Source organism: Cutibacterium acnes, from assembly GCF_003030305.1.
GTDB classification, from domain to species: Bacteria; Actinomycetota; Actinomycetes; order Propionibacteriales; family Propionibacteriaceae; genus Cutibacterium; species Cutibacterium acnes.
The window spans coordinates 1265117-1290216 of sequence record NZ_CP023676.1 but is presented as its reverse complement, the minus strand read 5'-3'; the positions used below and the strand labels follow the sequence as shown (position 1 = coordinate 1290216).

Below are 25100 nucleotides of genomic sequence, written 5' to 3'. Positions count from 1 at the left end.
ACTCGGGTTTTCTACCCTAGCCGACCGATTTGGGCTGGACCCTAGAGACGGATACCATTGGTATCCGATACCGGTGGTACCGCCACCGATCTAGTTCTGGATTCCTCGAAAGACGACAACTTGTGATGCCTGCCGCAGTAGAACGACCTCACCGCGATGAGGTGAGAAGCAGAATACTTGCCGTAGCCGCCCACAACTTTGAACGGGACGGCTATGTCGGCGCCAGTCTGCGACGCATTGCCACGGATGCCGGATTCACCAAGGGGGCGGTGTACTCCAACTTCGGATCGAAGCCCGATCTGTTTGGTCAGGTGTGCGCTGCCCGCCTTACTAACGGGGAGAGGGATCTTGTTGACGCTCTGTCCCCCATCCTGTCCAGTTGCGAACGTCCTGACGACCTCATGCGTAATATTAGTGAGAAGCTCACGGAAATTCTTCTGGAGGATGCCCCGTGGCAGGTGATCCTCGCGGAGTTCCGCGCCCTTGCTCGTCGCGACGCGGAGATCGCTAAAGCCTATTCGAAACTCCAATCACAGCGGATCGCCCAACTGGCCGAGTTGATGACCCAGTACGGTGTCCTTGACCACATCGAGTCCGCTGACGCTGCCAACCCACGCAGTCTCGCGGTGGTTGTCCTCAGTTTGGTCAATGTGCTTGCCTTGGAGTTTTCTGTGGCAAGTGCAGTTATTGACCGCCAGGTCATTACCGATGTCATCGAACGTGCAATCAGGGGGTTTCTTCAGTGATGCGTTTCTCGAAACGTCCTTCGGTCGACGCCCAGGCCGTCGAGGACGCCTCGGGAGCGGTGCTCTACGCCCGCGACCTGAATGCTCAAGGGCGTAAGGGAATGATCTTTGGCCCCCTTGATATGGACCTGGCGCCGCGACAACTGGCCGTCATTCACGGCCCTGCTGGGGCCGGCAAGTCAGCGCTTCTGCTAGCACTGTGCGGACGGTTCCGTCGAACGAGGGGAACCCTCATTATCGACGGTATCGACGCCATGGCAGAGCCCTACCGAGCTATCCAACGAACCTCTGTAGCTCGAATCGGTGACTACGTTGTGCCTGAAGATCGTCTGACTCTCAATGAATCTGTCGCTGAGCGATGTCACCTTGATGCCGTTAACCTCAAGAAGGCTGAAAGCAGGGTGCGTCAGATCGAAGAGATTGTCGGGTTTCGTATCGATCGCTCTTGCGAATTCGAGCAGCTTGAAGCCATTGAACGTGCCGTCGCATCCGTGGCCCTGGCCATGCTCAGACAGACCAAGGTGATCGTCATTGACGACGCGGACGTCATGGTGCCGCATAACCAGCAGAAATTGCTGTTCGAGATATTTTCGAGACTCACTGAGCTCGACGACTCGACGATTATTGCGGCCACCGTCGATGACGACATGGCACCACCGGGATCCCTGGATGTGGAACTGCCGGCTCACAACCGTGTCCATGCTGTCAGGGATATCCACACTAACAAGGATGCTGATGGCAACTCCCAGGACCCTGAAGCTCCCGAGGTGACACGGATTCCCCTCGAGAGCAAAGACAATATCCGGCCCGACGTCCCTCGAGAGATCTATGGCGCGCTCGATGACATATCCGACAACAACTCCTCGACAGAAAATGACTGTCCCGATGACTCCCCTCGGAGATAACGCATGCTGACTCGATTTATAAGGCTCGTACAGTTCGAGTTTCGGCGCTTTAAAGGACGCTCCAAACTCGGTTTAATCTTTATCCTTATCATTCCGCTACTCTATGGTGGTATTTATCTTCACGCTAACTGGGATCTGTACTCCAACACCAACAAGGTCAAGATCGCTGTTGTTAACCATGACAAGCCGGCTACATTCGGTGGACGTACAGTTAATGGCGGTCAAGAGTTTCAGAACTCCCTGAAGAAAAACCCGCGTTTCGATTGGCAGTTCTTGGGCACTGACGAAAATAAGGCCTATCAGGGGCTCCGTGACGCTGAGTACTTTATGATTATTGAGGTACCAGAGGATTTCTCGACAAATATCGTGTCAGCGGGGGACTTCAGGCCTGCGCGAGCGACCCTCCAACTTCACCGTGATGACGCGAACGGATTCATTATCGGTCTGTTGACCTCTCAGGTGCAGACTGCCTTGGAACAGGCCTTGGACCAGAGTGTCTCTGAAACGTATTTCAACGCGCTCTTCGTCAACCTGGGTGTCATCAAACAATCGCTATCGAAAGCGTCAGATGGATCTGCGCAGATCGATAATGGATTAAAGACTCTTGACGCTGGAGTCACCGAGATGAACAACAAGGTGTTGGGGGCAACGAAGGCTGTCGGTGATTCCACCACTACCGTCAACCAGGTGAATTCTGCGTTAGCGAATGCCGACTCAGCGGCAGCAAAGACGTCGAGCGCCGTTACTCAGACGCGCGTGGGTGCCCAGGCGATTACCGGCGCTGCTCAAAATGTCATGGCTGATTCCCAAGCTGTCAACTCAGCCATGGTTCCGCTTATTAATAACGTGACAAAGAATCTTCCTACCTTGCAAAAACAGGCCAGGAATCTCGTGTCAGTGACCGGTACCCTGCAGAACCCCAACGGTGATTCTGTCATTAAGATTCAACACGACGTCACAGGTGTCGTTAATAAGGCGACTGCCCTTGCTGCGAAACACCCTGAACTCGCCGGCGATCCTGATTACATTGCCTTGGTAAAACAGATCAATGGCGCCGCGAGTTCTACCACAACCGTGTCGTCCAACATTGCAGCAGTGGCGAATGTGTCGGCTGGCCTTAACCTCAGCCTCAACCAACAGAATGCGGACACTCTAGCGAATAATGCCACTGCGGCGCTGGGGCGGCTCAACAAAGATGCGCAGCAAGTCAACAACGGGTTGGAAACGATTAACGGCGCCATGGACACCGCTGATTCAGTCGCTAAGGACCTTAATAAGGCCGTCAATGATGCCACTGACGCTGGTCGATCCTTTACTGCGAAAGCTCCTCAGATCGTATCCGGCGTCATGCAGCTGAGCAATGGACTGGGACAGCTCAAGACCGGTTCGGACAATCTGTCCAAGGGCGCGACTCAGCTCCATCGAGGTCTCGACTCTGGTGCCAAGCAAATCCCCGGCCTGTCGGACGATAAGCGTTCGAACCTGGCCAATATCATGAGCTCCCCAGTCGACATTGAGCAGACCATCCTTCACTCCGCGAAGTATTACGGTCGTGGGCTGGCGCCGATGTTCTTCTCGATCGCCATGTGGATTGCCTGCATCTCGACCTTCCTCGTCGTGCGTACCTTCTCCGGGCGCGCCATGACTGGTAGGGCGAACAGTCTGTCGATTGCCCTGGTTGGCTTCGGTCCACTAGCCGTCATCGCCTTGGCCGGTGCATACATCATGGCCTTTGGTGTATGGCTTATCTTGGGCTTAGATCCTGTTCATCCCTGGTATTTCATTGGATTTGTGACATTGGCATCTCTGTCGTGGATGATGCTGGCGTTCTGGATGAGGCTTATCTTTGGATCGCCCCAGACGGCAATCTTCCTTATCCTTCTGGTGCTCCAATTGCCCACCTGTGGCGGAACCTTCCCCGTGACGATGCTGCCGCCCGTCTACCAGAAACTGGCGGTTGTTATGCCGATGAAGTACTCCGTTGATGCTTTCCGTGTGCTCATCTCAGGTGGCCCGATGTCGACACTGGCACTTGGATTCGCTGTTGAGGGCGGTATCCTCGTCATCTCGATGATCATCACTTTGGTTCTTGTTCACCGCCACAAGCTGTTCCGCATGCGTGACTTGCACCCGCCGATGATCACTTCGACTTCTACAGCAGACTTCGCGTTCTCGGTCAGACCGCGATGAATGACGAATTGGCATCTCCATCGGTACGACGTGCGCTGGTCGCTGACGTTGTCTGCGTGATTCTCTTCGCGACGATGGGGAGGGCCAGCCACGGTGAGGTACTGTCACCGGGAGGTTTGCTTCGAACCGGCACCCCCTTTGTGCTGGGTCTCGTCGTCGGATGGGTCATCGTTGTAACGGCGCGTGTCGCGGCTCTGCGGTGGCTAGCTGGGGTGGTGCTGTGGGTATCCACCCTCATCGTCGGGATGGTGGTGCGCTACTTCACAGGTCAAGGCGTAGCGGTGATTTTTGTCACCGTCGCGGCAAGCTTCTTGGCTCTTACCCTCGTCGGTTGGCGAGCCATAGCAGCAGCCATCCGAGCAATGCGACGCAAAGAACACCCGTGACAAAAGAAGGAGGGCCGGCAGAATGACCCGCCGGCCCTCGTACAACGTGAGATAATAATTGTCAGTGACGGTCGTCACTTCTCCTCTTTGGGCAGCCGCCACTGGTCGTGCTCGGTGATATTGCGCGGACGCGGGCCGTGATAATCAGGGCCGTAGGCTCCCGGAGCGGGGCGACGTTTACGCATCGGTGCCGCCACCCCTGGCGCAAGACGACGTGAAATGACAAGGAATCCGGTATGGCCCGTCGTTCCGTGCGCCGGACGAATCGCCAGCCCTTCAGCATGCCAGTCACGCGTCGTCGTCTCGGTAGCCGATGGCTCAGTCCATCCGCCATGAGCGCGGAGAGTATCCATGACTCGCCCCATCTGAGTCGTTGTTGCGACATAACAGCACAGCACACCGCCAGGGACCAAAACCTTGCCCACCGTCTCGACGCACTCCCATGGGGCGAGCATGTCAAGGATAGCCCGGTCAATTGGTTCTGAGCTGATACCAGAGACCAGGTCAGACACTTTGAGATCCCACGTAGATGGAATCTCTCCGTAAAAGGATTCGACATTCTTGCGAGCGACATCAGCGAATTCCTGACGCCTTTCGTAGGAATGTAGGCACCCCTTCGTACCGATGGCACGCAACAGTGGGATCGACAGTCCCCCGGATCCAACGCCAGCTTCTAGTACTCGTGCCCCGGGGAAGATATCGGCCCACATGGTGATCTGGGCTGCTTCTTTGGGATAAATAATGGCGGCTTCGCGCGGCATCGATACTGTGAACTCACTCAGGATCGGGCGCATAGCCAAAAAGTCCAAACCACCGACAGAGGTGACGACCACTCCCTGAGGCCCTCCGATAAGGTCGTCATGACGTACCGCCCCCTTCGTGGTGTGGAAGATGCCGCCGGGTTGCAGAACGATCGAGTGCTTACGGCCCTTTGGGTCGGTGAGGGTGATTCTTTCGCCAGCGCGTAGGACTCCCCCACCGCCGTTAGCTACCGGGGCCGCTGGTTCGTCAGCGAGATGCCAGAGACTGACCACGTCAGCCAACGACAAACCTGACAGGTCGGGACGATGAACCCGCCGTGGACCTGGGCCGACCTTCGCCAGTCCGGTGACGGTCAGCACCGCAGCGCCGGCCGAGGTGGCCGAGGTTGCTCCCTTCGGGGAGTCCTCGATGGCCAGGCAATCAGTAATACTGACACCGAGGCGCTCAGCGGCAAGAAGATAAGGGTCCGGGGCAGGTTTAGCCGTCTCCGGGATGACATCATCGAAGGTTACGACAGTGTCGAAAGGGTTACCGATCCTCTCAGCCATGGCCTCCAATACCGGCTCGACAACAGCATGAGCAGACCCGGTGACGATCCCCATCGGGATACCGGCCTCGCGGATCTCGGTGAGGAGGTCCAAGACGCCGGGGCGCCAAGGCACATCACGTTCCCGATTGAACTGCGACACCATGGTGATGAGCTCACACCGGACGTCGTCGACGGTAACTGAACCGCCCAAGTCGGCAGCCATCGCCTCACAAACATCAGTCAGCGGTCCCCCGGTGAACTCATTGGCTTGTTCAGGTTCCCAGACGATCCCGTGTGAGGCGAGGATTGCCAATTCGGCCTCGACCCACCGGGACTCAGTGTCGACGAGAGTACCGTCGAAATCCCACAAGACAGCGGCGAAAAAACGGTCGGCGGTCGCGGTGTGCGTCTCACTTGGCATTGAAATAGTTTGCCTCCGGGTGATGGATGACGAAGGCGTCGGTGCACTGTTCAGGATGAAGTTGGAACTCCTCTGACAGTTGTACACCGAATCCCCGTCGGATCGAATAGTTTCACCACCTTGGCGCGATCTTCGAGGTTCGGGCAGGCGGTGTAACCGAAACTGTACCGGCGCCACCATAGGGGTGGTGATCGATGGCGTCGACGCCAAGGGATTCACCGTCAACGTGACACCGGTTTCCGACCCCATGAGCATGGTCCCAGTAAGCGTCGTGGAGTCTGGACATAACGTCGGGACAGTGATGTTGAGGATTTCGTTGCAACCTTCGAGTCCTTGAAAATCGTCCACCGTCACGTCGCTGCTCTGCAGCATCGTGCCCATTGCCCTATCGATAACATGAACGTGCTGGGACACAGCGGTGCGAAGGGCCGTGAGTCGCAGACGAAGGCGGGGGCTAACCTTGGCACCATGCGATTTCGACACATGGACCGGCCATGGGTCGTAGTGGCCTTCGGCGGCTGGAATGACGCCGGAACGGCCGCTACCCAGGCGGCGAGTCTCATCGCTGAGTATTCCGACGCGAAAATATGGCGCACGATTGACGGCGAGGTGTTTCACGACTTTCGTCAAACCCGCCCCGCCATCACCGTCATGAACGACCTCGAAATCGTCAGTTGGCCGAGTACCGCCATCAGGGTCGGGAGATGGCAGGGCCAACCCATCGTGGTCGTCGATGGGCCTGAGCCGAGTTTGCGCTGGCGGACTTACTGCTTCCGGCTGCTACGGCGGCTGCGTAAACTCAATCCAGCTGGCCTTGTTGTTCTGGGCGCGATGGCCACCGACGTGGCCCACACACGACAGCTTCCAGTCATGGTGTCTGCCACCGATCCCAATCTCATCAGCGAGCTGGGGGCAGAGAAACTCGAATATGACGGGCCTACTGGTATCCCCTTTGTCTTCGTTACCGAGGCACGTCGTCACGGAATGAATGCCATCGGTCTATGGGTGGGAGTGCCACAGTATGCTTGTGAGTCGCTTTGTCCGCCCGCGGTGCAGGCCCTCTTGGTGCGGATCGAGGAACTCACTGGGATCGCGATCCCACAAGCTGGACTCGAAGAGGATAAACGGGATTGGGTTGCCGCAATCGATGAGGCCTTAGTCGATCACCCCGAGCTGGCCGAATACATCGCAGCGTTGGAGACCGAGCAGGATGCTGCGCTCTCGGAGGGACTGACAGGAGATGTCCTCGCGGTAGAGTTCCAGTCCTATCTACGCCATCGCGGTCATTAACACTGTGCGCGGACTGTCAGTGGGCACATACCTGCGCAGCCAAAGCCCGGTTGCGCAGTGAAGCGACGACGTGGTCGGGGTTGTCGGAACGGTACACGGCGGATCCTGCCACGAATGTGTCGGCTCCTGCTTCGGCAGCGCGTTCGATGGTGTCAGCTGAGACGCCGCCGTCAATTTGCAACCAGATATCCTTACGTGTCGCGTCAATGAGCTTGCGAGCCTTGCGGATCTTGGCAAGCACTGGGTCGAGGAATTTCTGGCCACCAAAACCAGGCTCGACTGTCATGAGGAGGATTTGGTCAAATTCAGTCAGGATGTCGGCGAGCTGTTCGACTGGGGTTGCCGGGCGCAGAGCTACCGACGCCCGTGCTCCCATCGACCGAAGCTCACGAGCGAGTTTGATTGGCGCGGTAGCAGCTTCCAGGTGGAAGGTGACCGATTGCGCTCCCGCCTCGACGTACTGCCGTGCCCACCGATCGGGATTTTCGATCATGAGGTGAACGTCAAACATGAGGTTAGTGGCTGGTCGCAACGATTCCACGAAGGGCGCCCCCATGACGAGATTCGGCACGAAATGGCCATCCATGACGTCGATGTGTAAACCGTCAGCTGAGGGGATGCGTCCTACCTCACTGGCGAGATTGGCGAGGTTGGCGTTGAGGATTGACGGTGTGATGCGAACTACCATGGTGCCAGCCTAAGGGATCGGGCAGACTCGGATGGATGCCGCTGACATGCTGAAAAGTTTGGAGGGGAGCCTCGGAATGTGTTGGCTAAGACTGAACTAGACCGCGGCAAACATTGCGCACGCGATCCTCAAGACCACCACAAGCAGTCTCGAGGATCGCGTCTGGGAATGAGATGTATCAGGCAACAGCTACGGGAGCGTCAGCGGCCGGCATACAGGAGGACGGTGAAGCCGGGGCGCTCTTTTTGTTGGGGGCCTTGAGAGCATCCTGGTAGGCGGCTTTCAGCTCTTTGATAGCTTGGTCGACATCGGCGACTCGCACCCACGCATTGCTACGGACCTGCCCAGCCCTGATAATGGCACGGTTGAGCAGACGGACAGCGTCCCTATCCTTGTAGTTGATGACACAGGTGTTGCGGTCGAAGCGGACCTGCACCATCAGGCGGCCCAGCTTGGCGCGTACGTACTTTGTAGCAACGTCAGTCGGCTTGAGGTCGGGCATGGCCTGAGCCGCAGCAATGGCCTTCTTCAGGGCCGCTACCTCGTCGGTCAGCTGGGCGGGGGTGGAATTAATGGTGATCAGCACATTGATAGCGTGAGCGATCGCAAGGAAGACGGTGGAGTGCGCGTTCTGCACCTTGTCCTGAAAGGTGAGGGTGGCGGTGTGCGTGGTATCACACATAGCTAGGAACAGCTCAACGCGAGCCGGAATCGATTTGGCGAAGGTAACGACACCCTTGACGATCTTCTCGAGTTGAGCCTTGAGCTGTTTGGCCTGTTTCAAAAGATCAGCGATGGTGTCGATGACTTCCATGGGAGACAGGGAAGCCTTAGCGACCTTCAGATCGTCGTTGAGCGACGTGATACGACCGTTGACACCCTCGAGCAACTTGTGTGCGTCTGCAGTGTTACTTGACACGGCGGGAATAGTCGGAACGGCAGCCTGAGCCGCGGGGGTGGAAAGAGTAGCTGGAACCATCAGGGCACCGGCAACCAACGGGGCCGCTATGAATTTGATCTTCATAGAGTTCTCCTCTTTTTCGACGAATTGTCCGCGACTTCGGACCCGTCTATCATCTCGTATGAGGCTCAACTTCGAGAATGCGAAAGCCTGTTGTTGCTCCGAAAGACGTCGTCGTATATACCAAGGAGCTCCACGAAACGATGTCCACTAAACTTTCGTACACCGTGCCGTGACTTAAATTGCCCCAGACGGTGGCTCTATGCACTCTACAAGGCTGCCAGCTACTGTCCTTAGCTCATGGCGTGGTTGCCTCGAGCTTCGGGCAACCACGCCAGACCGGTCTCACTTCGCGACGATACCCAGTGCGTTGAGAGCTGACTTCAGCGTGGATTGAGCTGTTTGGGCATCTTGCGCAGTTACTTGGATCATCTGATCATCATTGAGCCACACATATGCCTGATAAGAGGATGTCTTAGGACCGTTTCCGCTTGAGCTCACGGTTGTGTAAAGGGATGCCTTTTTAGAGATGTCTTGGTAGCCCTTGATTGGGGTTAGCTTCATGGTCATCGTCGTCTTATGACCCTGCAAGTCCATGGCCACATGACCGCACTTAGAAAATTGCTTGTCCTCGGTTTCGAACGACTTCTTCTGGCGACTCGACATGGTCGTATTGAAGGTGACAGTAGTTGGTGCCGACTGGTCGCTACCAATTGCGGAAATGATGTTATTGAGCTCCCCGCCAGTGACGCTGGAGATACTCTGTTTGAGGATCTTTCCGCATTCCGCAGGGGAAATTTTGGCCTGACTCATGACCTTGGTGACCTGGTTCATCTGGGCGGCGATCTGAGAATTGTCCACGATGGTGAACGTTTGGTTATTGATCTTCTTACTCGAGATGGCCTTGGTGAAGTCATCCTGGCTGAGATGCTTGGGTGCCTTAGTCTGCTCGTGCTCGACGGGTGTCGGGGACGCCGTGACCGACGTCGAGGAACGTGCGACAGTGGTGCTAGCGGGCGTACCGGTGGATGATGAATTATTCCCACATGCGACAAGACTGAAGGTCATTGCACCAGCCATGCCGAGCAGACAAGTCTTCATCAGCGTTGTGGTCATCCTCGAGGTCTCCTAGTACAGATGTGCGGTATGAACTCGGATATTCGCAACGGGTAGCTTGAGCGCCCGCGCTCCCAGTCAGGGTAATTTTACCACGGATGGCGATCATGGACGCCAGATGAGGTGCGAACTCTCATTGCTCAATATGTACCTGACTCGTCGCGTTTGCGTAACAGTGCACAGAACATGGCATCGGTGCCGTGACGGTGTGGCCACAGCTGGATGGTGTTGGTGTTTCCAGACGCAGCAATATTAGGAATGTTAGGGAGCATGGCAGGAGCGTCGAGGACATCGACAGGTAGGGTCGCGCATGCAGAATTGATGATATCGATGGTTTCGGCTCGATGCGGTGAACACGTGACGTACCCAATGACCCCACCTGGTCGGGTGAGATTGACCGCTGAGATAAGAAGTCGACGCTGGAGCTGGGTTAACTCTTCGACGTCAGTTGGGGTACGACGCCACCGAGCTTCTGGGCGTCGGCGTAGCGACCCCAGACCGGAGCACGGAACGTCAGCAAGAACGGCGGCAAAAGACTGTTTCGGTAGTGGCGGGTGCGTGCCGTCGGCAGTCATAACGCGATGGTCGCCCGGGATGGTCCTGAGGGCTTTCGAAACGAGATCAGCACGATGCTCGTGCAGTTCCACTGCGGTCAAGCTGGTGTCGTGCTGGTTCGCGAGTCCAGCTAGCAGTGCGGATTTGCCGCCAGGGCCGGCACACAGGTCGAGCCACTGGCCAAAGCAGCTGTTTGCCTTGGCCGCGCGTACCAAGGCCAGGATGACGAGTTGGGAACCCTCGTCTTGTATGCCAGCTCGGCCTTCACGCACCGCAGCGACATCAGAGGGGTTTCCGGGACGCACAACTCCCCACGGGGAATATCGAGTCGGGGTCCCGGACCCAAGTTCGTCGCGCTGAGCGAGCCCGGGACGAACAACCAAGGTGGGGACCGGCGGCTCGTTATCGGCTAGCAAGGCGTCTTCCACCTCGTCTGCACCCAGACGGTCCTGAAAGGCTTTAACGATCCAGGTGGGATGAAGGGTACGCAACGCCATGACGTCAACGGCATCGCGTCCGCCGATCTCGGTAGCCCACTCCTCAAGGCTGTGGGTACTGATACGACGCGATATCGCGTTGACAAGGCCAGTGACGCGCTCCCCAATGACCTGACCAGCAAGATCAACCGATGACGCCACGGCTGCCCTCGTCGGCACCCTCATAGCCAGGATCTGATGTGCCGCCATGCGCAACACCACCCGGACTCCCGGCTGGAGTTTGGCGGGAGCCCGGCAGGAGGCGGCCTCAATAATGCGATCCCAAGTGCCCGTCCCACGGGAAGTTCCATCCACCAGTTCAGTGGCAAATGCCGCATCGCGCCCAGTCAACTTGGCAGCACGCAAGTGATCTGCCAGGGCTAGGTTGGCATAGGCGCCGTGGGTCTCCACCGCTAAGAGAGCGGAATAGGCCAGTCGTCGCGCTGGGTCAGCCTTACGACGTTTCTGATGCACACGCTGAGTCATCTCAGCCTAGTTCCAGCGTCGATGTCGGCCCCTCGGGCCCAGTCAGCCCCACTCATAGCTCTCTTACCGAAAGCTTGCACCTGCAGCAGCTCGAGGGGCTGCGAGCCAGTACCGAGAAACAGCTGCTTTCGGGTTGCGACGAGTTGACCAGGTTGGGCTGTCGCCACGGTGCTCGGGACGCCATCTCCGGCTTCAAGACAGCGGGTCCGCAGGATCTTGAAACGTTTGCCGTCTAATTCAGCCCACGCCCCAGGAGTTGGGGACACCCCTCGGACGAGGTTGTCGATCTCCTGGGCAGCAGCGGTGACGGTAACTCGGACGTCATCGGGATGGATTTGTGGAGCGATTGTCACTCCTTCAACAGATTGTGGCGTTGGCTCGACTCCCGCCTCAATGTCCTCCAAGGCCTCAATGACGAGAGGCGTTGCGGTATGAGCCAGCTCGTCAAGAAGCTCACCGGCTGTTGTCATCGGGCCTATAGGAACCGTCATGGTGCGGTATACCGGCCCGGCATCGAGGCTTTCAACTAGCTGAAAGACACAAGCGCCCGCCTCCTCATCCCCCGCCATGATGGCCCGTTGTATGGGAGCAGCGCCGCGCCATCGCGGTAGGAGAGAAAAGTGTAAGTTAATCCAGCCGTGTCGTGGTACTGCCAGCAGATCGGCGGGAATGAGACCTCCGTAGGCCACGACGACGGCTACGTCGGCATCGAGGGAAGTGACGGCATCGTGACCCTCGCCGGACTTCACGCTGGTCGCCTTAATGGCGGGGATACCGAGTTCCTCGGCAGCCTTGGCGACCGGGCATGGACGTGGAGTACGGTGCCGTCCTACTGCTGCATCCGGACGCGTCAGGATGGCAGCTACCTCGTGACGGGGATCGGCTACCAAGGCGGTAAGCGTTGGGACGGCCACGTCCGGGGTACCAGCAAAAAGAAGTCTCACACCGCAAGCCTACCGACCTCACAACAGGTTGGCCGGGTCGATGACCACGCGTAAGCTTCCTGGCTCGCGGCTCATAGTGTGCTTGGAACGTAGCCGAAATAGACCTTGGGAAAGCTCGGCGAGAGGCATCGTGCCACGAGGACGCACGATAATTCGATCCCGTTCCGATTCGCTGGCACGGCGTGGTTGTGGAGCTGGGCCAAGCATCTCAAGGTCGGTTCCGAACCACTCGCGTAGTCGCTGTGCCGCTGTAGCCACCGCTTTCGGGTCACCGTCGACAATTCCGCACGGCACCGCGGGCGGGAAATGTGCCTCCCGACGATCGGCGAGTTCACGTGTCGCCCACCCGACTGGATCATTTCGAACCATGGCCTGCAAGGCGGCGTCCTCCGAAGGCCCGACGATAACTGCCCGGCCCCCATCCCGCACTGATCGGACCAAGGCCAGGATTGCCATCCACCGATCGACGGTCTGCTCCACCGCCGCCAGGCCAGGCCTCGACAAGGAGGACACCGCATCCAGGATGACAGCACAGGCATAGCCCGATTCTGGTGTGGGTTCGGCCCCTGGGGTGGCAACGATTAATCGGGGAGTTGAATCGACCCTCTCCCGAACGTGATTGCCGGACGAATCAACCACGGGAACATCTGGAAATGCCCGGCCCAATTCTGCGGCCGTCGTCGTCGCTCCCACAATGCCTGACCTCACTTCAGTGGAGCCGCATTCGGGACAGCGCCACGGTGGTAAGTGACTGCCACACCAGGTGCAATGGAGGTTGACTCCAGATTCAGTACGCCGCCCGGTAACCGGTCCACCGCACGAAGAACATCGCACTGGAGTTCGGCAGCGTGCACACGATGGGGTGACGAGATCGCCAACTCGCGGAACGGAAACCAGAACGGGGCCATGCAACAATCCATCACGGATGGTCGTCATAGCAAGATCGGGAAGCCGAACTGATCGCGCCAACGGGTCACGTTCCATAGCGATATCGGAGTCACCGGGAATGCGAACCGGTGCACAGACTGCTCTCATCGTTGGACGGTCCGCGCCGATTCCGACGAGCCAACCTGACCCTAGCCACGAGGCGCTGCGCACCGAACAGGAATAGCTCGCCAATAACAACGCACAGTGGTCAATCTGGGCTCGCAGGGCAGCGACATCGCGGGTATTCGGGTATGGAGCTCGTGGTTCGTCATGGAGGTCGGATCCTTCATCCCAGATAGCGATCAATCCCAGGTCCGTCATTGGCGCCATGACGGCCGAGCGAGTTCCTACCACAACTTTCGCTGTGCCACGAATGACTGCCAGGTAGTGGCGCCAGCGCGTTGACGCTGGTTGATCAGCGTGGAGCACCGCGACGGTTCCAGCTCCTAAAACAGCTTGGAATCTCTCATGTAGGGTGATGACGTCGTCAACCGTTGGGCAACACACCACCGCACTGCGTCCTGACGTCAACGTGGCGCAGACTGCTTGCAGTAAACCGTTGCCCCAATCTCCGAGGTGATCATCATCCCCCGGACCACAAACTGGACTGACCCGCCAGTGGGCGCGAGGGCGTTCTCCGGCCTTAAGCAGTGCAAGGAAGCGGCGCCCCCGGTCTAAGGCCGTCAAGGTTCCAGACGGCATCGTCGTCATCGGCGTTGGCCACGGTGGAGGATTGGCTGCCTCTGTCGTGGCGTGCCGGGTAGGGATAGCCCATCTGAGCACCTCGTCCAGGGTGCCTGCCCAGTGGTCAGCCACATGACGGGCAAAGTTGAGCTGATCTGGTGTAGCAACTACCTGGTCGGACACCAGTTTTTCAACCGGGGCCAACGTGACCCCAGGCTGTTGCTCATGATCGACGGCCACCACGACGCCGTCACACAGCCGACCGGCGAGTTTGACCCGCACTCGTACCCCAACCTGGACTCGATCGACGAGGTCGTCAGGAATCAAATAGTCGAAAGGACGGTCAAGGTGGGCCAAACCGGAAGAGACGGCGACATGGGCGATCCATGACGTCGTCTCCAATAGCGGTGCGGTCATGGGGCACATGTTACGGCCCACCACCGACGGCGTCGCGGTGTGTTCTCTCAGAGACGGGCGGTTGCTGCCAAGGCCTCGGCGCGGTCCGTCAGCTCCCAGGTGACCCCGGGAAGCTCACGACCGAAGTGGCCACCAGCAACGAGCTGGGAATAGATCGGTCGCAGCAGGTCGAGGTCCGCGATGATCGCACCGGGTCGTAGATCAAAGACCTCACCGACAGCGCGCTCGATGACAGTCTCGGGCACGTGGTTGGTACCAAAGGTGTCAATACGGAATCCCACCGGGCGGGCAGCACCGATGGCGTAAGCCACTTGGCACTCGCAACGATCGGCTAGTCCAGCTGCGACGACGTTCTTGGCTACCCAGCGCATCGCATAGGCACCGGAACGGTCGACCTTGGACGGATCTTTGCCGGAGAAGGCACCTCCCCCATGACGTGCCATACCGCCATAAGTGTCGACGATGATCTTGCGGCCGGTCAGCCCGGCGTCACCCATAGGGCCGCCGATAACGAACTTGCCGGTCGGGTTAACGAGCACCCGCATGTCCTTATGATCGAGGTCGTAACGCTCCAACACCGGGTCAATTACAAGGCGACGGAGATCGGGGGTCATCGTCGCGTCCAGGTCGATTCCCGCACGATGCTGGCTCGACACGATGACGGTGTCCACCGCCACGGGTTTATCGTCCTCGTTGTAACGAATTGTCACCTGGGTCTTGCCGTCAGGGCACAGATAGTCCAGTGCACCTTCTTTGCGGACCTTTGTCAGCTGCAAGGACAGCGCATGGGCCATGTCAATAGGTAACGGCATGAGAGAACGGGTCTCGGTGCACGCATATCCGAACATCAAGCCCTGGTCTCCAGCACCTTGGGAGTCAATAAGATCGGTGGAACCATGACGAGTTTCGTAGGCCGCGGTCACCCCTTGGGCAATGTCAGGGCTCTGAGCATCGATTGCGACCGAAACGCCACACGAAGCTCCGTCAAAACCCTTGGAAGACGAGTCGTAACCGATGTCAAGAATGCGGGAGCGGGCGATGTCGGCGATGTCGACATAGGCCTCGGTGGTGACCTCGCCACACACCATTACCTGCCCGGTCGTCACGACGGTTTCCACGGCAGCGTGAGAATGGGAGTCCTCGGTCAACATAGCATCAAGGACAGCGTCGGAAATGGCGTCGGCAATCTTGTCCGGGTGGCCTTCCGTTACTGATTCCGATGTGAACAGACGAGTAGGCATGACGTTTCCTGTCCGCGCGGCCACAAGCCGCGCATCGTGTTACTGAGTAGCCAGCAGCGCGCGGACCTCGTCAAGGATGGCGACAGCCGCCTGCGACTTCGATCCGGTGATACGACGACCCGGCCCCTGCTGGTGAACCATGGTTACGTCGGTGCCGACCTTGCCGAACACCTTTCCGCCGCTCACATCGTTCACGACCATAAGGTCGCAACCCTTGCGTGCGAGCTTGGCCTGGGCCAGCTTCAAGAACTGGTCACGGTCTGGTGCCGTTTCGGCGGCAAATCCGACGACAATCCTGTTCTGTACCGATTGAGAACAGATGCGGGCCAGGACGTCGGGAGTCTGGTGAAGTTGGAGGGCCATCGTTGCACCTGTGGCGTCGTCGCCCTCGTGTTTTTTAATCTTGGTGTCAACAGCGACTGGCGCAAAGTCAGCTGCCGCAACGGCTTGGATGACAATATCGGCTTGCTTGGCTAGGTCGTCCATGGCCTCAGCAAGGTCTTCGGTGCTATCAATGCGGGTAATCTGCACGTCTGACGGTATAGCGACGTCAACGTGGGCAGCGACAACGTGGACATCGGCCCCGCGAGCAGCGGCGACTTGAGCGATAGCCCTGCCCATTCGACCTGACGACGAGTTACCGAGGTAACGCACAGGGTCGATGGCTTCCCGGGTTCCACCCAGGGAGATGACGACGCGTTTTCCAGCAAGGTCCTGCTGGGCCATCGCGGCGGCGCACTCAGGCACAGTGATGAGAAGATCAACGAATTCTGCAATCTCGTCGGGATCAGGTAGACGCCCCGGGCCTGAGTCACGACCAGTAAGGCGCCCAGTAGCTGGGGCCTTAACGACAAGGCCATGGCGACGTAGGGTCGCGACATTATCGACGGTTGCTGCGTTTTGCCACATTCCGGTGTGCATAGCAGGTGCGAGCAGCACCGGCGCTGACGTGGCGAGAACCGTCGTCGTCAGGAGGTCGTCGGCATGGCCTCCCGCAAGGCGCGCCAAGAGATCGGCAGTTGCTGGAGCCACCACGATGGCGTCGGCGCGCTCAGCCAAGCGGATATGCTCCACATCGGGAACGTCGTCAAAAACCTCGGTGTGGACCGGATGCCCACTCAGCGCCTCCCACGTCGGGCGTCCGACGAATTCAAGGGCAGCCCTAGTGGGGACAACGTGGACCTCGTGGCCGACCTCAGAGAGGAGCCGCGCGAGCAGGCATGCCTTGTAGGCGGCGATCCCTCCCCCGACACCAAGAACGACGACACTCACGCCGGTCTCAGATCAGGCGTTCGGATCAGCGAGGTCAGCGAAGGGGTCATCCAGCTCAATAGCCGGGGCCTCTTGGGCCGCAGCGGCCTGGGCGGCGATCTCCTCGGCATCCATCTCGTGGGCTTCGACGACGCCGGCCTGGATCTCACGCATGGCGATAGATAGTGGCTTCTCCTGGTTGGTGGTTTCCACCAGTGGGCCGACATTCTCCAGTAGGCCTTCCGCCAGCTGCGAGTAGTACGCATTGATCTGACGGGCGCGCTTCGCCGCGAAGAGGACGAGGCGGTACTTCGAGTCGACGTGCTCGAGGAGCTGGTCAATGGGCGGGTTGACGATGCCTTCAGGGGTGGTCTCAGTCAAGGAATGTCCTCCAGATATGGTCACAGACTTAGTAATTCTACCAGATGCGCAACTGCGTGATCTACGGTGTCGTTGACGACAACGGCGTCAAATTCATCCGCGTTGGCCAGCTCAACCTTTGCAGTCTCCAGACGCTGCTTCTGTTGCTCTGGTGTTTCCGTGCCGCGACCGATCAGACGGTGGACTAGCTCCTCCCATGAGGGTGGCGCGAGGAAGATCTGGGTCGCCTGAGGATAGGTTTCGCGAACTTGGCGAGCTCCCTGCAGATCGATTTCCAGCACGACCGTGCGATTGTCAGCAACTGCCCGTTCAACAGGACCGCGCGGTGTGCCGTACCGGTGGCTGTTATGGACGGTTGCCCACTCAAGGAGACCCTCGCCGTCAACGAGCTTGTCGAACTGCTCAGGGGTGATGAAGTCGTAATCGATCCCATCGCGTTCAGTGGGGCGCGGCGGACGGGTAGTCACCGACCTGGAAACGACGATCTCCGGATGGCTACGCAGCAGCGCCCCTACCACGGTCCCTTTACCAACTGCGGTAGGTCCGGAGACGACAGCCACGGTGACCGGGCCGGTGTGACGAAGCCCTCGGGCCTGAGGGATGACGGGGACGCTACTCATAGGAACACCTTAATGGTCCATAGCGACACAGTTGCGCCGAGGCGCGCGTCATCTTTAAGAGCGTTGGTCAAACTCAGCGCGTAGCCCGGCAATCTGATGGTGTCCTAGGCCCCGGATACGCCGGTTAGGGGCAATCTCAAGACGCTCCATGATTTCGGCTGCGCGCTTGTCCCCGACCCGTGGTAAAGCCTTGAGCAAGTCGACGACTTTGACGTGAGCGAGTACCTCGTCGTTGGCGGCCTTATCGAGAGCCTCAGACAGCGTTATATTCCCAGAGCGAACCTTGGCTTTGAAATCAGCACGGACTCTCCTTGCCCGTGTCGCTGCTTCACGAGCAGCCGAAAGCTGTTCAGGCGAAAGAGTGGGTATGGACACGAGCCCCTCCAATTCAAGTGTGCAGCGCCTCCGCGCGACAGCGGATGATCGTCTCCACCGGGGACCCGATGGAGACGATCGGCACATTAGTCCGCTTAGTCGTCGGTTGTGTCCTTTTTGTGGAGATCTGTAGCCAATTCATGATCTTTGGAAGTTGGGTGTTCTCCGCCGGTCAGCTCAAAATCATCAGCAGAATTTTCAGGATCGCTGGCATTTCCGCTAGTCGTGTCCACATTGCCCACCTCTGCAGGGAACGAGTCTGAACTGCTAGCCATGGATCCGACATCGTCAACTGTGATGGGCGGCTGCTCACTACCCCCGTCCGGCGCGGGGCAAGTTAAAGAGGCTGCGTCGTCGGACGGCTGATCCTCGACGCGGGCGGGCCCATGAGTGATGACCGCACCGAGAAGCCCATTGAGGAAAGGCGCCGAGTCGTCGGTCGAGAACTCTTCGCTCAACTCGATCGCCTCCGAAATCACCGCCGGATTCGGTGTATCCGTATGCAAGATCTCAAACGCACCGAGGCGGGCGAGAATACGGTCCACCCGCGGCATCCGGGCCAGTGTCCAGCCTTCAGAAAGGCAATCAGTCAGGACCGAGTCAAGGCCGACTTGGGTGGCTGCCACACCACGGACCAAATCAGCCGCGAACGGCCTCACTGGGTTGGTGAAGACACCTGGACGCGCTGCGAGGACTTCGAGCGGATCAGTACCTATGAGGTCTGCCTCGAACAGAATGTCGAGAGCCTGTTTACGGGCTTTGGACCGTGTCGAGAGGTCTGCGTGTTCTTGGATGTCCCCACTGACGCGCCTGACCTCGAGGTCGCCGATCCACTCGGTGGGGCCCTCGTCGTCAGGGGTGGGAACGGTATTCGTACTCACTTCTCGGAGATGCGGCCGAGGTAATCGCCGGAACGGGTGTCGACCTTGACCTTTTCACCCGTAGTGATGAACAGCGGCACCTGGATCTCACGACCAGTCTCGAGGGTCGCAGGCTTAGTGCCACCAGTGGAGCGGTCGCCCTGCAGGCCAGGTTCGGTGTAGGTGATCTCCAGCTCAACCGAGGCCGGCAGATCAATGTAGAGCGGGTTACCCTCGTGCAGAGCCACAGTTGCGGTCTGGTTCTCGAGCATGAAGTCCTTGGCATCGCCGACGACCTCGGTTGGAATCGGCAGCTGCTCGTAGGTTGACTCATCCATGAAGATGTAGGTGTCGCCATCCTGATAGAGGTACTGCATATCGCGACGATCGACCTCAGCCGATTCAATCTTGACGTCGGAGTTGAAGGTGCGATCAACGACTTTCCCGCTCAGCACGTGCTTGAGCTTGGTGCGCACGACAGTGTTGCCCTTACCCGGCTTATGGTGTTGGAACCAGATGACCGTCCACAGCTGGCCGTCAAGGTTGAGAACGGTGCCGTTCTTGATGTCATTGGTGGAGATAACCACAGGTCGGGCCCTTTCGGAGTCGTCGGATGGGGAGATGGACGGGTAGGGACAGCTAGTCGCTCTAGCCCACCCTCGATAAGTGTAGCGGAATCCCAGTGCGGCCCGTTGCTCAGGAAGGCGTTGCCTTAGGCACCGTACAGTCTCGCCTGGTGAGATATTAGTCACAAAATGGGGCCCTCGTGCTGGGCAGGTGGAGACCTGTTGAACATTGCAGAGTCACCGTCCGTTCACTGTGAGGCTGCCCCGCGCACCCCATGATCACGATAACGTGAGGCCATGTACGACCTCGGTTCCAGCCAGCTGCCGACTAGTTTCGACCCCGCTACGGACTCCGACCAGCACTCGCTGCGCGAGTTCATTGACCTGGTCGCTGATGCTGGATATGTCGTCGACTCCGATGAGCATGGTGACGACCCCGAACTCATCGCCCCTGACGGCTCTGCCGTGGAAACCTGGCACGAAGATTATCCGTACCCCAACCTCATGGATCGTCGTGAATACGAAACCCAAAAGAGACTGCTGCAGATTGAACTACTGAAACTCCAGTACTCGATCGACGATACCGGTGAGCGTCACGTCATCATCTTTGAAGGTCGCGACGCCGCAGGCAAAGGTGGGGCCATTAAGAGGTTTAGCGAACACCTCAATCCGCGTCGTTGCCGCGTCGTAGCCCTCGATAAGCCATCAGACCGCGAACTGGGCCAATGGAATTTCCAGCGTTACATTCAACACCTTCCTACGGCCGGCGAAATCGTGCTCTTTGACCGCTCGTGGTATAATCGTGGCGGCGTCGAACGGGTCATGGGGTTTTGCACCGATGAAGAGCATCGAATCTTCCTTCGGCAGGCTCCAATCCTCGAAGAGATGATGATCGAATCGGGCATTCATGTTACGAAGTTCTGGTTCTCGGTCACCCGGCAGGAGCAACGCACCCGGTTCGCAATTCGTCAGCTCGATCCAGTTCGTCGCTGGAAGCTCTCCCCGATGGACTTGGAGTCGCTGGGGCGCTGGGACGATTACACCCGTGCTAAAGAGGAGATGTTTGCCGCAACTGACACTGATGCCGCGCCGTGGATATGTATCAAGTCTAATGACAAAAAACGCGCGCGTCTTAATGCGATGAGGTACTTCTTGTCGCAATATGATTACGAAGGCAAAGATGTGGATGTCGTCGGACAGCCTGATCCGAGGTTAGTGCGTCGAGCTCGAGACATGGTTGGAGACTAAATGGTGCTGCCTCGACGAGGATGGGCGATAGTTGCCTTGATTACCGGGATTATGGCCAGCGGATGCGCAACCACGCCGCCACCTGACGACACCGGAGTACCCCTCCCTGCGGCCTCATCAAGCGCGTCGAAGGCCTCCTCCATGCCATCACGATCGACCGTTGAACCCACGCCTGCAAGGGCGACGTCCGCTACGCCCACGAAGATAGCCACCACCCAGCCATTGATCCATCGCAATACCAACGGATCACTAACTGTCACTGTCTCCGGGGACCTGCTCTGGCACCCTTCCACGTGGGGCACGGCGCGGGAGGATGGCCACGGAAAGAACGATTTCGCGCCGATCTTCGGAACCGTTGCTCCCATCCTTCGCAACGCCGACGTGTCGATCTGTCACGAGGAGGTACCTGTCGCTCCCAAAGGTTCTCAGTACTCCGGCTATCCAGAGTTCGCAGTGCCCGCTGAGATCGCCAAGGGGATCGCTGCTGTTGGATTCGACGCCTGCAGTACCGCCTCGAACCACTCCTTCGACCGTGGCTTGCCAGGTGTGAAGGCTACCCTTGACGCTCTGGACGCCGCACATGTTAAGCATTCCGGCACAGCCCGAACTAAAGAAGAGGCTGACACCCCCGTCATCGTGAGTCACGGCCTCAAGTTGGGTCTGGTCTCGGGAGCTTACGGCCTCAACGGATCGACTCCTCCCAAGGGCAAATCATGGGCGTGGAGTGACATTGAGGCAGACCACCTCATTAAGAGAGCAGAAGCGGCAAAGAAGGCTGGCGCAGATATCGTTATCGTCGCGGCTCACTCTGGCCTCGAATATCACCATGAGCCGACCGGGGAACAGATTCGGCTAGCGCAGCGCCTTACTGCATCTCCTGCCGTCGACATGGTTTACTGCCACCACAGCCATGTCGTTGAGCCATGGACGCGGATGAACGGCAAGATCGTCATGTATGGGCTGGGGAATCTCGTTGCCCAGCAGTCGTCTAACATGCCCGGTACCGACGAAGGAGTCGTCGGTCGGGTCACCTTCACGGTGCGATCTGGGAAGGTTTCGACGACGAAGGCTGAGTACATCCCGATCCTCATCGGTTCTAAGAACGACGGTCCGATCCGGATTCATGCCGTCGATACTGAACTTAAGTCGGGTATGGGGAATCAGGCGAGGCTCAAGAGTGCCCAACAAGATATTTCCCGAATCGTCACATCACTTGGGGTCGACGGCGTCACGGAGGCCTGAATGCCGACTGACCCGCAGCCACATGTTCATTTCCGAACGTTTTTACCGTGCGGAACACCGGTCGTAGCACTCGGCTAAAGCGGCCTCGTCAGGGTCGACGATCATGGCGACCTGACCGGGTTTGTGAATACCGACAAACCGCAACACTTGACGCCCGGTCTGCGGGTCTACCCTGGTTTTCTTGTCCACGTTCATCGTCTTGCGCAGATCTGCCCACTTAATCTCGTCACAGGTAACAGGCAATCCGATCTCAGACAGGATAGTGCGGGTGCGCGCAACGACCTCATCGGACAGTCCCAGGTACCGGTGCGACAGTTCGGCCGCAAACACCATGCCCACCGCGTCAGCCTCGCCATGACGCCACGTGAAATGCTTGTGGGCCTCAATAGCGTGGGCCAAGGTGTGACCATAGTTGAGCCTCTCGCGTCCGACCTCTTCTCTCGAAGACGTCCGCTCGTGCAGATCAGCGCTCACCACACCAGCCTTGACGGTAATCGCACGCGTCAGCACCTCAACGAAGGTCTGGGAAGTGACGTCGAGGGCCAACCGCGGATGGTTGGAGATGACGTCGAGAATCACCGGGTCTTTAATAAACCCGCATTTGACGATCTCAGCCAGGCCAGAACGCACCTCTCGCGCTGGCAGGGTCGTCAGCAGTTCCGTGTCACACAAGACGCCGATGGGCTCATGGAAGGCTCCAACAAGGTTTTTCCCGGCAGGAATGTTGACACCAGTTTTGCCGCCAATCGCAGCGTCGGCCATAGCCAGCACAGTCGTCGGAACGTGGATGACGTCAATCCCTCGCATCCATGTTGCGGCTAGAAACCCTGCAACATCGGTGGTAGCTCCTCCGCCAAACCCGACAATGATATCTCCACGGGTCATGTTGGCCTCGGCTAGCCGGCGCCAGCCATTAACGAGAACTTCAGGCGTTTTGGCGGCCTCAGCGTCGGGAACCTCGATGACCACAAGATCGTCAATACCAAAGCGAGGTACCAGATGCACCAGAGTCTGTGGGCAGACCACAGCTGCACGGCGTCCTGCCACCAAACCAGCCAACTCGTGGACCGCTCCTGAACCGATCCTCACCCGGTAAGGCTTGGTCGTGGCGACCTCAACAAGGTTCACGGCTACTCCTTTAAGTCGGCCAGTTCAGACACGATGACGTCGACGACTTGCTCCGGTGTCAGCGTGTCGGTGGCCACCCGGATCGTTGCGGGGCGCTGGTAAACCGCCCGCCTCTCCTTCATGAGGCGCACTAACTGCGAATGCACCTGGCCTCCCAGCAAGGGGCGACCAGTGTCTTTGAGCCCGACGCGATCGGCAGCAGTACGAGCCGAGACGTCCAGCCAGACAACGCACATTCGGTCCAGCGCGTTCCCGACCTCGACGTCGGCCGGAGCCCCCCCGCCGAGAGACACCACCCCGCCGCGCTCGATGGCGGCAAGCGTCTCTCGTCTCTCGACCTTGCGAAAATACGACTCTCCGTCAATGAGAAAAATCTCCGGAATATCACGACCCTCGGCCTGCTCAATCACGGCATCGACGTCGACGAACTCTTCTCCAAGGCGCTGGGCCAGCAACGGCCCGACGGTCGACTTGCCTGATCCAGGAGCACCGATGAGAGCTATCATGGGGCCACCGCCAGACCGCGCGCGGCAAGACGATCCAGGTAGGCCTGCGCATTGCGACGGGTCTCAGTTACTGAATCCCCGCCAAATTTCTCCAACGCGCACTCAGCCAACACCAATGCGGCCATGGCCTCAGCAACCACACCGGCGGCAGGAACCGCACACACGTCGGAACGCTGGTGGTGGGCATTGGCAGCTTCACCGGTGGTCACGTCTACGGTCGGCAATGCTCGCGGTACGGTGGCAATCGGTTTCATCGCCGCACGCACCCGTAGTATCTGACCAGTCGACATGCCACCCTCAGTGCCACCGGCACGATCACTCACTCGATGGATACCGCCCTCAGTCGGCTCCATCCAGTCGTGAGCCTGCGACCCTCGGCGACGGGTCAGGTCGAAACCGTCGCCAAACTCGACCCCCTTAATAGCTTGAATGCCCATCAAGGCTCCGGCAAGACGGGCGTCGAGCCGTCGGTCCCCCTGACTATGCGATCCCAACCCGGCCGGTAGACCGTAGGCCAGTACTTCCACGACACCTCCCAGGGTGTCGCCTTCCTTGCGGCAGGCCTCGATTTCCGCAACCATGCGCTTGCTCGTGACTGAATCGGCGCACCGCACTGGATCCGCATCGATACGGGTCAGATCGCTTGGATCCGGACGTGGACCATTTGGAGCTGAGACAGGGCCCAAGGACACCACGTGGGAAAGCAGCTCGATGCCGAGAGACTGCTTAAGGAAAGCCTTCGCAATCGCTCCCAATGCGACGCGGGCGGCTGTCTCGCGGGCAGAGGCGCGCTCTAGGATTGGCCGGGCCTCATCAAAGTCGTATTTCTGCATGCCAGCAAGGTCAGCATGGCCTGGGCGGGGTCGCGTGAGCGCAGCTGCACGGGCATGCCCGGCCAGATCCTCGGGAGCTACCGGACCAGGAGCCATGACGGTGCGCCACTTCTCCCATTCCGAATTGCCGATCCGGATCGCAAGGGGATCGCCTAACGTCTCCCCGTGTCGGAATCCGGCAAGCAACTCCAACTCGTCAGCTTCGAAAGACATGCGGGCTCCTCGTCCCGCCCCGAGACGGCGACGTCGCAACTCCTCGGAAATCTCTACAGCCCCGACCTGGACGTGAGCCGGAATGCCCTCCATCGTCGCGACGAGAGCAGGGCCATGAGACTCCCCGGCAGTGAGATAACGCAGCATAACATT

The 25100-nt window shown here is 58.8% G+C and carries 25 protein-coding genes; 7 read left to right on the top strand and 18 right to left on the bottom strand.

The features are described 5' to 3' along the window. Window positions 1-125 precede the first annotated feature (125 nt). Genes CPA42_RS06440 through CPA42_RS06425 form a run of 4 tightly spaced genes read left to right on the top strand, consistent with a single transcriptional unit; the run spans window position 126 to window position 4227 of the window. Window positions 126-746, top strand: a complete 621-nt coding sequence (locus tag CPA42_RS06440; RefSeq protein ID WP_002518931.1) for a TetR/AcrR family transcriptional regulator — start codon at window positions 126-128, stop codon at window positions 744-746. Beyond that, entirely contained in the window at window positions 746-1651 is a 906-nt protein-coding gene (locus CPA42_RS06435; protein WP_002516860.1) for an ATP-binding cassette domain-containing protein, read from the top strand. The genes CPA42_RS06440 and CPA42_RS06435 overlap by 1 nt, the downstream gene beginning before the upstream one ends. A gap of 3 nt (window positions 1652-1654) precedes the next feature. Further along, window positions 1655-3841 carry a YhgE/Pip family protein gene (locus CPA42_RS06430; RefSeq protein ID WP_002516869.1) on the top strand — a complete coding sequence of 729 codons (2187 nt, stop codon included), beginning with the start codon at window positions 1655-1657 and terminating at the stop codon, window positions 3839-3841. After that, window positions 3838-4227 carry a DUF3054 domain-containing protein gene (locus CPA42_RS06425; protein WP_002516797.1) on the top strand — a complete coding sequence of 130 codons (390 nt, stop codon included), beginning with the start codon at window positions 3838-3840 and terminating at the stop codon, window positions 4225-4227. The genes CPA42_RS06430 and CPA42_RS06425 overlap by 4 nt, the downstream gene beginning before the upstream one ends. Before the next feature lie 74 nt (window positions 4228-4301). Here CPA42_RS06425 and CPA42_RS06420 read toward each other — a convergent pair whose 3' ends face one another. Next, window positions 4302-5939, bottom strand: a complete 1638-nt coding sequence (locus tag CPA42_RS06420; RefSeq protein ID WP_002516795.1) for an HAD-IA family hydrolase — start codon at window positions 5937-5939, stop codon at window positions 4302-4304. Between the two features lie 396 nt (window positions 5940-6335). On the opposite strand from CPA42_RS06420, the gene CPA42_RS06410 reads away from it, so the two are divergent. Next, window positions 6336-7229 (top strand): proteasome assembly chaperone family protein, encoded by an 894-nt coding sequence (locus CPA42_RS06410; protein ID WP_002518933.1) that lies wholly within the window; start codon window positions 6336-6338, stop codon window positions 7227-7229. Between the two features lie 16 nt (window positions 7230-7245). Here the strand turns inward: CPA42_RS06410 and rpe are convergent, their stop codons facing one another. The 13 genes from rpe to efp all read right to left on the bottom strand — a co-directional run bounded on the left by rpe (window position 7246) and on the right by efp (window position 19798). After that, complete coding sequence (rpe, locus tag CPA42_RS06405; protein WP_002516775.1) at window positions 7246-7917, bottom strand: ribulose-phosphate 3-epimerase; 672 nt, start codon at window positions 7915-7917, stop codon at window positions 7246-7248. Between the two features lie 178 nt (window positions 7918-8095). Beyond that, window positions 8096-8941 (bottom strand): CAMP factor family pore-forming toxin, encoded by an 846-nt coding sequence (locus CPA42_RS06400; protein WP_002516788.1) that lies wholly within the window; start codon window positions 8939-8941, stop codon window positions 8096-8098. Between the two features lie 282 nt (window positions 8942-9223). Then, window positions 9224-9994 (bottom strand): hypothetical protein, encoded by a 771-nt coding sequence (locus CPA42_RS06395; protein WP_002516761.1) that lies wholly within the window; start codon window positions 9992-9994, stop codon window positions 9224-9226. A 140-nt stretch (window positions 9995-10134) separates the two neighbouring features. Next, on the bottom strand, window positions 10135-11511 hold the full coding sequence (locus CPA42_RS06390) for an RsmB/NOP family class I SAM-dependent RNA methyltransferase (protein WP_002516859.1): 1377 nt from the start codon (window positions 11509-11511) through the stop codon (window positions 10135-10137). Continuing rightward, window positions 11508-12455: a methionyl-tRNA formyltransferase gene (gene fmt, locus CPA42_RS06385; RefSeq protein WP_002516783.1), complete on the bottom strand. Its 948-nt coding sequence runs from the start codon at window positions 12453-12455 to the stop codon at window positions 11508-11510. The genes CPA42_RS06390 and fmt overlap by 4 nt, the downstream gene beginning before the upstream one ends. A gap of 18 nt (window positions 12456-12473) precedes the next feature. Continuing rightward, on the bottom strand, window positions 12474-14483 hold the full coding sequence (locus CPA42_RS06380) for a primosomal protein N' (RefSeq protein WP_459538854.1): 2010 nt from the start codon (window positions 14481-14483) through the stop codon (window positions 12474-12476). A gap of 47 nt (window positions 14484-14530) precedes the next feature. After that, complete coding sequence (metK, locus tag CPA42_RS06375) at window positions 14531-15724, bottom strand: methionine adenosyltransferase (protein ID WP_002516822.1); 1194 nt, start codon at window positions 15722-15724, stop codon at window positions 14531-14533. Between the two features lie 39 nt (window positions 15725-15763). Beyond that, entirely contained in the window at window positions 15764-16996 is a 1233-nt protein-coding gene (coaBC, locus tag CPA42_RS06370) for a bifunctional phosphopantothenoylcysteine decarboxylase/phosphopantothenate--cysteine ligase CoaBC (RefSeq protein WP_002516851.1), read from the bottom strand. Window positions 16997-17008: 12 nt separating this feature from the next. Next, the gene (gene rpoZ, locus CPA42_RS06365; protein WP_002516821.1) at window positions 17009-17356 is read right to left on the bottom strand and encodes a DNA-directed RNA polymerase subunit omega; all 348 of its coding nucleotides are present in this window, start codon (window positions 17354-17356) and stop codon (window positions 17009-17011) included. 20 nt (window positions 17357-17376) lie between these two features. Continuing rightward, entirely contained in the window at window positions 17377-17976 is a 600-nt protein-coding gene (gene gmk, locus CPA42_RS06360) for a guanylate kinase (RefSeq protein ID WP_002516820.1), read from the bottom strand. Between the two features lie 54 nt (window positions 17977-18030). After that, window positions 18031-18363, bottom strand: coding sequence for an integration host factor, actinobacterial type (mihF, locus tag CPA42_RS06355; RefSeq protein ID WP_002518937.1), 333 nt, complete (start codon window positions 18361-18363; stop codon window positions 18031-18033). 83 nt (window positions 18364-18446) lie between these two features. Continuing rightward, entirely contained in the window at window positions 18447-19232 is a 786-nt protein-coding gene (nusB, locus tag CPA42_RS06350; RefSeq protein WP_002516819.1) for a transcription antitermination factor NusB, read from the bottom strand. Continuing rightward, entirely contained in the window at window positions 19229-19798 is a 570-nt protein-coding gene (gene efp / locus CPA42_RS06345; RefSeq protein WP_002516794.1) for an elongation factor P, read from the bottom strand. Before efp ends, nusB begins: the two co-directional genes overlap by 4 nt. A 276-nt stretch (window positions 19799-20074) precedes the next feature. Between efp and ppk2 the strand changes: the two genes are divergently transcribed. Beyond that, window positions 20075-21025 (top strand): polyphosphate kinase 2, encoded by a 951-nt coding sequence (gene ppk2 / locus CPA42_RS06340; protein WP_002513526.1) that lies wholly within the window; start codon window positions 20075-20077, stop codon window positions 21023-21025. Here ppk2 and CPA42_RS06335 read toward each other — a convergent pair. After that, entirely contained in the window at window positions 21022-21240 is a 219-nt protein-coding gene (locus CPA42_RS06335) for a hypothetical protein (protein WP_002516823.1), read from the bottom strand. The genes ppk2 and CPA42_RS06335 overlap by 4 nt on opposite strands. A 7-nt stretch (window positions 21241-21247) precedes the next feature. Here CPA42_RS06335 and CPA42_RS06330 point away from each other — a divergent pair, with 7 nt between their 5' ends. Continuing rightward, window positions 21248-22267 (top strand): CapA family protein, encoded by a 1020-nt coding sequence (locus tag CPA42_RS06330; protein ID WP_002516806.1) that lies wholly within the window; start codon window positions 21248-21250, stop codon window positions 22265-22267. 42 nt (window positions 22268-22309) lie between these two features. Here CPA42_RS06330 and CPA42_RS06325 read toward each other — a convergent pair whose 3' ends face one another. Genes CPA42_RS06325 through aroC form a run of 3 tightly spaced genes read right to left on the bottom strand, consistent with a single transcriptional unit; the run spans window position 22310 to window position 25094 of the window. Further along, on the bottom strand, window positions 22310-23395 hold the full coding sequence (locus tag CPA42_RS06325; RefSeq protein ID WP_002516868.1) for a 3-dehydroquinate synthase family protein: 1086 nt from the start codon (window positions 23393-23395) through the stop codon (window positions 22310-22312). A 2-nt stretch (window positions 23396-23397) separates the two neighbouring features. After that, on the bottom strand, window positions 23398-23901 hold the full coding sequence (locus CPA42_RS06320; protein WP_002516811.1) for a shikimate kinase: 504 nt from the start codon (window positions 23899-23901) through the stop codon (window positions 23398-23400). After that, window positions 23898-25094, bottom strand: coding sequence for a chorismate synthase (gene aroC, locus CPA42_RS06315; RefSeq protein ID WP_002516763.1), 1197 nt, complete (start codon window positions 25092-25094; stop codon window positions 23898-23900). Before aroC ends, CPA42_RS06320 begins: the two co-directional genes overlap by 4 nt. Window positions 25095-25100 lie beyond the last annotated feature (6 nt).

Coding starts and splice junctions, on each gene's coding strand:
- CPA42_RS06395 (WP_002516761.1), bottom strand. CDS start 9,994: ATGACCACAACGCTGATGAAGACTTGTCTGCTCGGCATGGCTGGTGCA.
- CPA42_RS06430 (WP_002516869.1), top strand. CDS start 1,655: ATGCTGACTCGATTTATAAGGCTCGTACAGTTCGAGTTTCGGCGCTTT.
- CPA42_RS06320 (WP_002516811.1), bottom strand. CDS start 23,901: ATGATAGCTCTCATCGGTGCTCCTGGATCAGGCAAGTCGACCGTCGGG.
- ppk2 (WP_002513526.1), top strand. CDS start 20,075: ATGTACGACCTCGGTTCCAGCCAGCTGCCGACTAGTTTCGACCCCGCT.
- CPA42_RS06420 (WP_002516795.1), bottom strand. CDS start 5,939: ATGCCAAGTGAGACGCACACCGCGACCGCCGACCGTTTTTTCGCCGCT.
- CPA42_RS06440 (WP_002518931.1), top strand. CDS start 126: ATGCCTGCCGCAGTAGAACGACCTCACCGCGATGAGGTGAGAAGCAGA.
- aroC (WP_002516763.1), bottom strand. CDS start 25,094: ATGCTGCGTTATCTCACTGCCGGGGAGTCTCATGGCCCTGCTCTCGTC.
- metK (WP_002516822.1), bottom strand. CDS start 15,724: ATGCCTACTCGTCTGTTCACATCGGAATCAGTAACGGAAGGCCACCCG.
- CPA42_RS06390 (WP_002516859.1), bottom strand. CDS start 11,511: ATGACTCAGCGTGTGCATCAGAAACGTCGTAAGGCTGACCCAGCGCGA.
- CPA42_RS06400 (WP_002516788.1), bottom strand. CDS start 8,941: ATGAAGATCAAATTCATAGCGGCCCCGTTGGTTGCCGGTGCCCTGATG.
- CPA42_RS06380 (WP_459538854.1), bottom strand. CDS start 14,483: ATGACCGCACCGCTATTGGAGACGACGTCATGGATCGCCCATGTCGCC.
- gmk (WP_002516820.1), bottom strand. CDS start 17,976: ATGAGTAGCGTCCCCGTCATCCCTCAGGCCCGAGGGCTTCGTCACACC.
- CPA42_RS06425 (WP_002516797.1), top strand. CDS start 3,838: ATGAATGACGAATTGGCATCTCCATCGGTACGACGTGCGCTGGTCGCT.
- rpe (WP_002516775.1), bottom strand. CDS start 7,917: ATGGTAGTTCGCATCACACCGTCAATCCTCAACGCCAACCTCGCCAAT.
- CPA42_RS06435 (WP_002516860.1), top strand. CDS start 746: ATGCGTTTCTCGAAACGTCCTTCGGTCGACGCCCAGGCCGTCGAGGAC.
- CPA42_RS06410 (WP_002518933.1), top strand. CDS start 6,336: ATGAACGTGCTGGGACACAGCGGTGCGAAGGGCCGTGAGTCGCAGACG.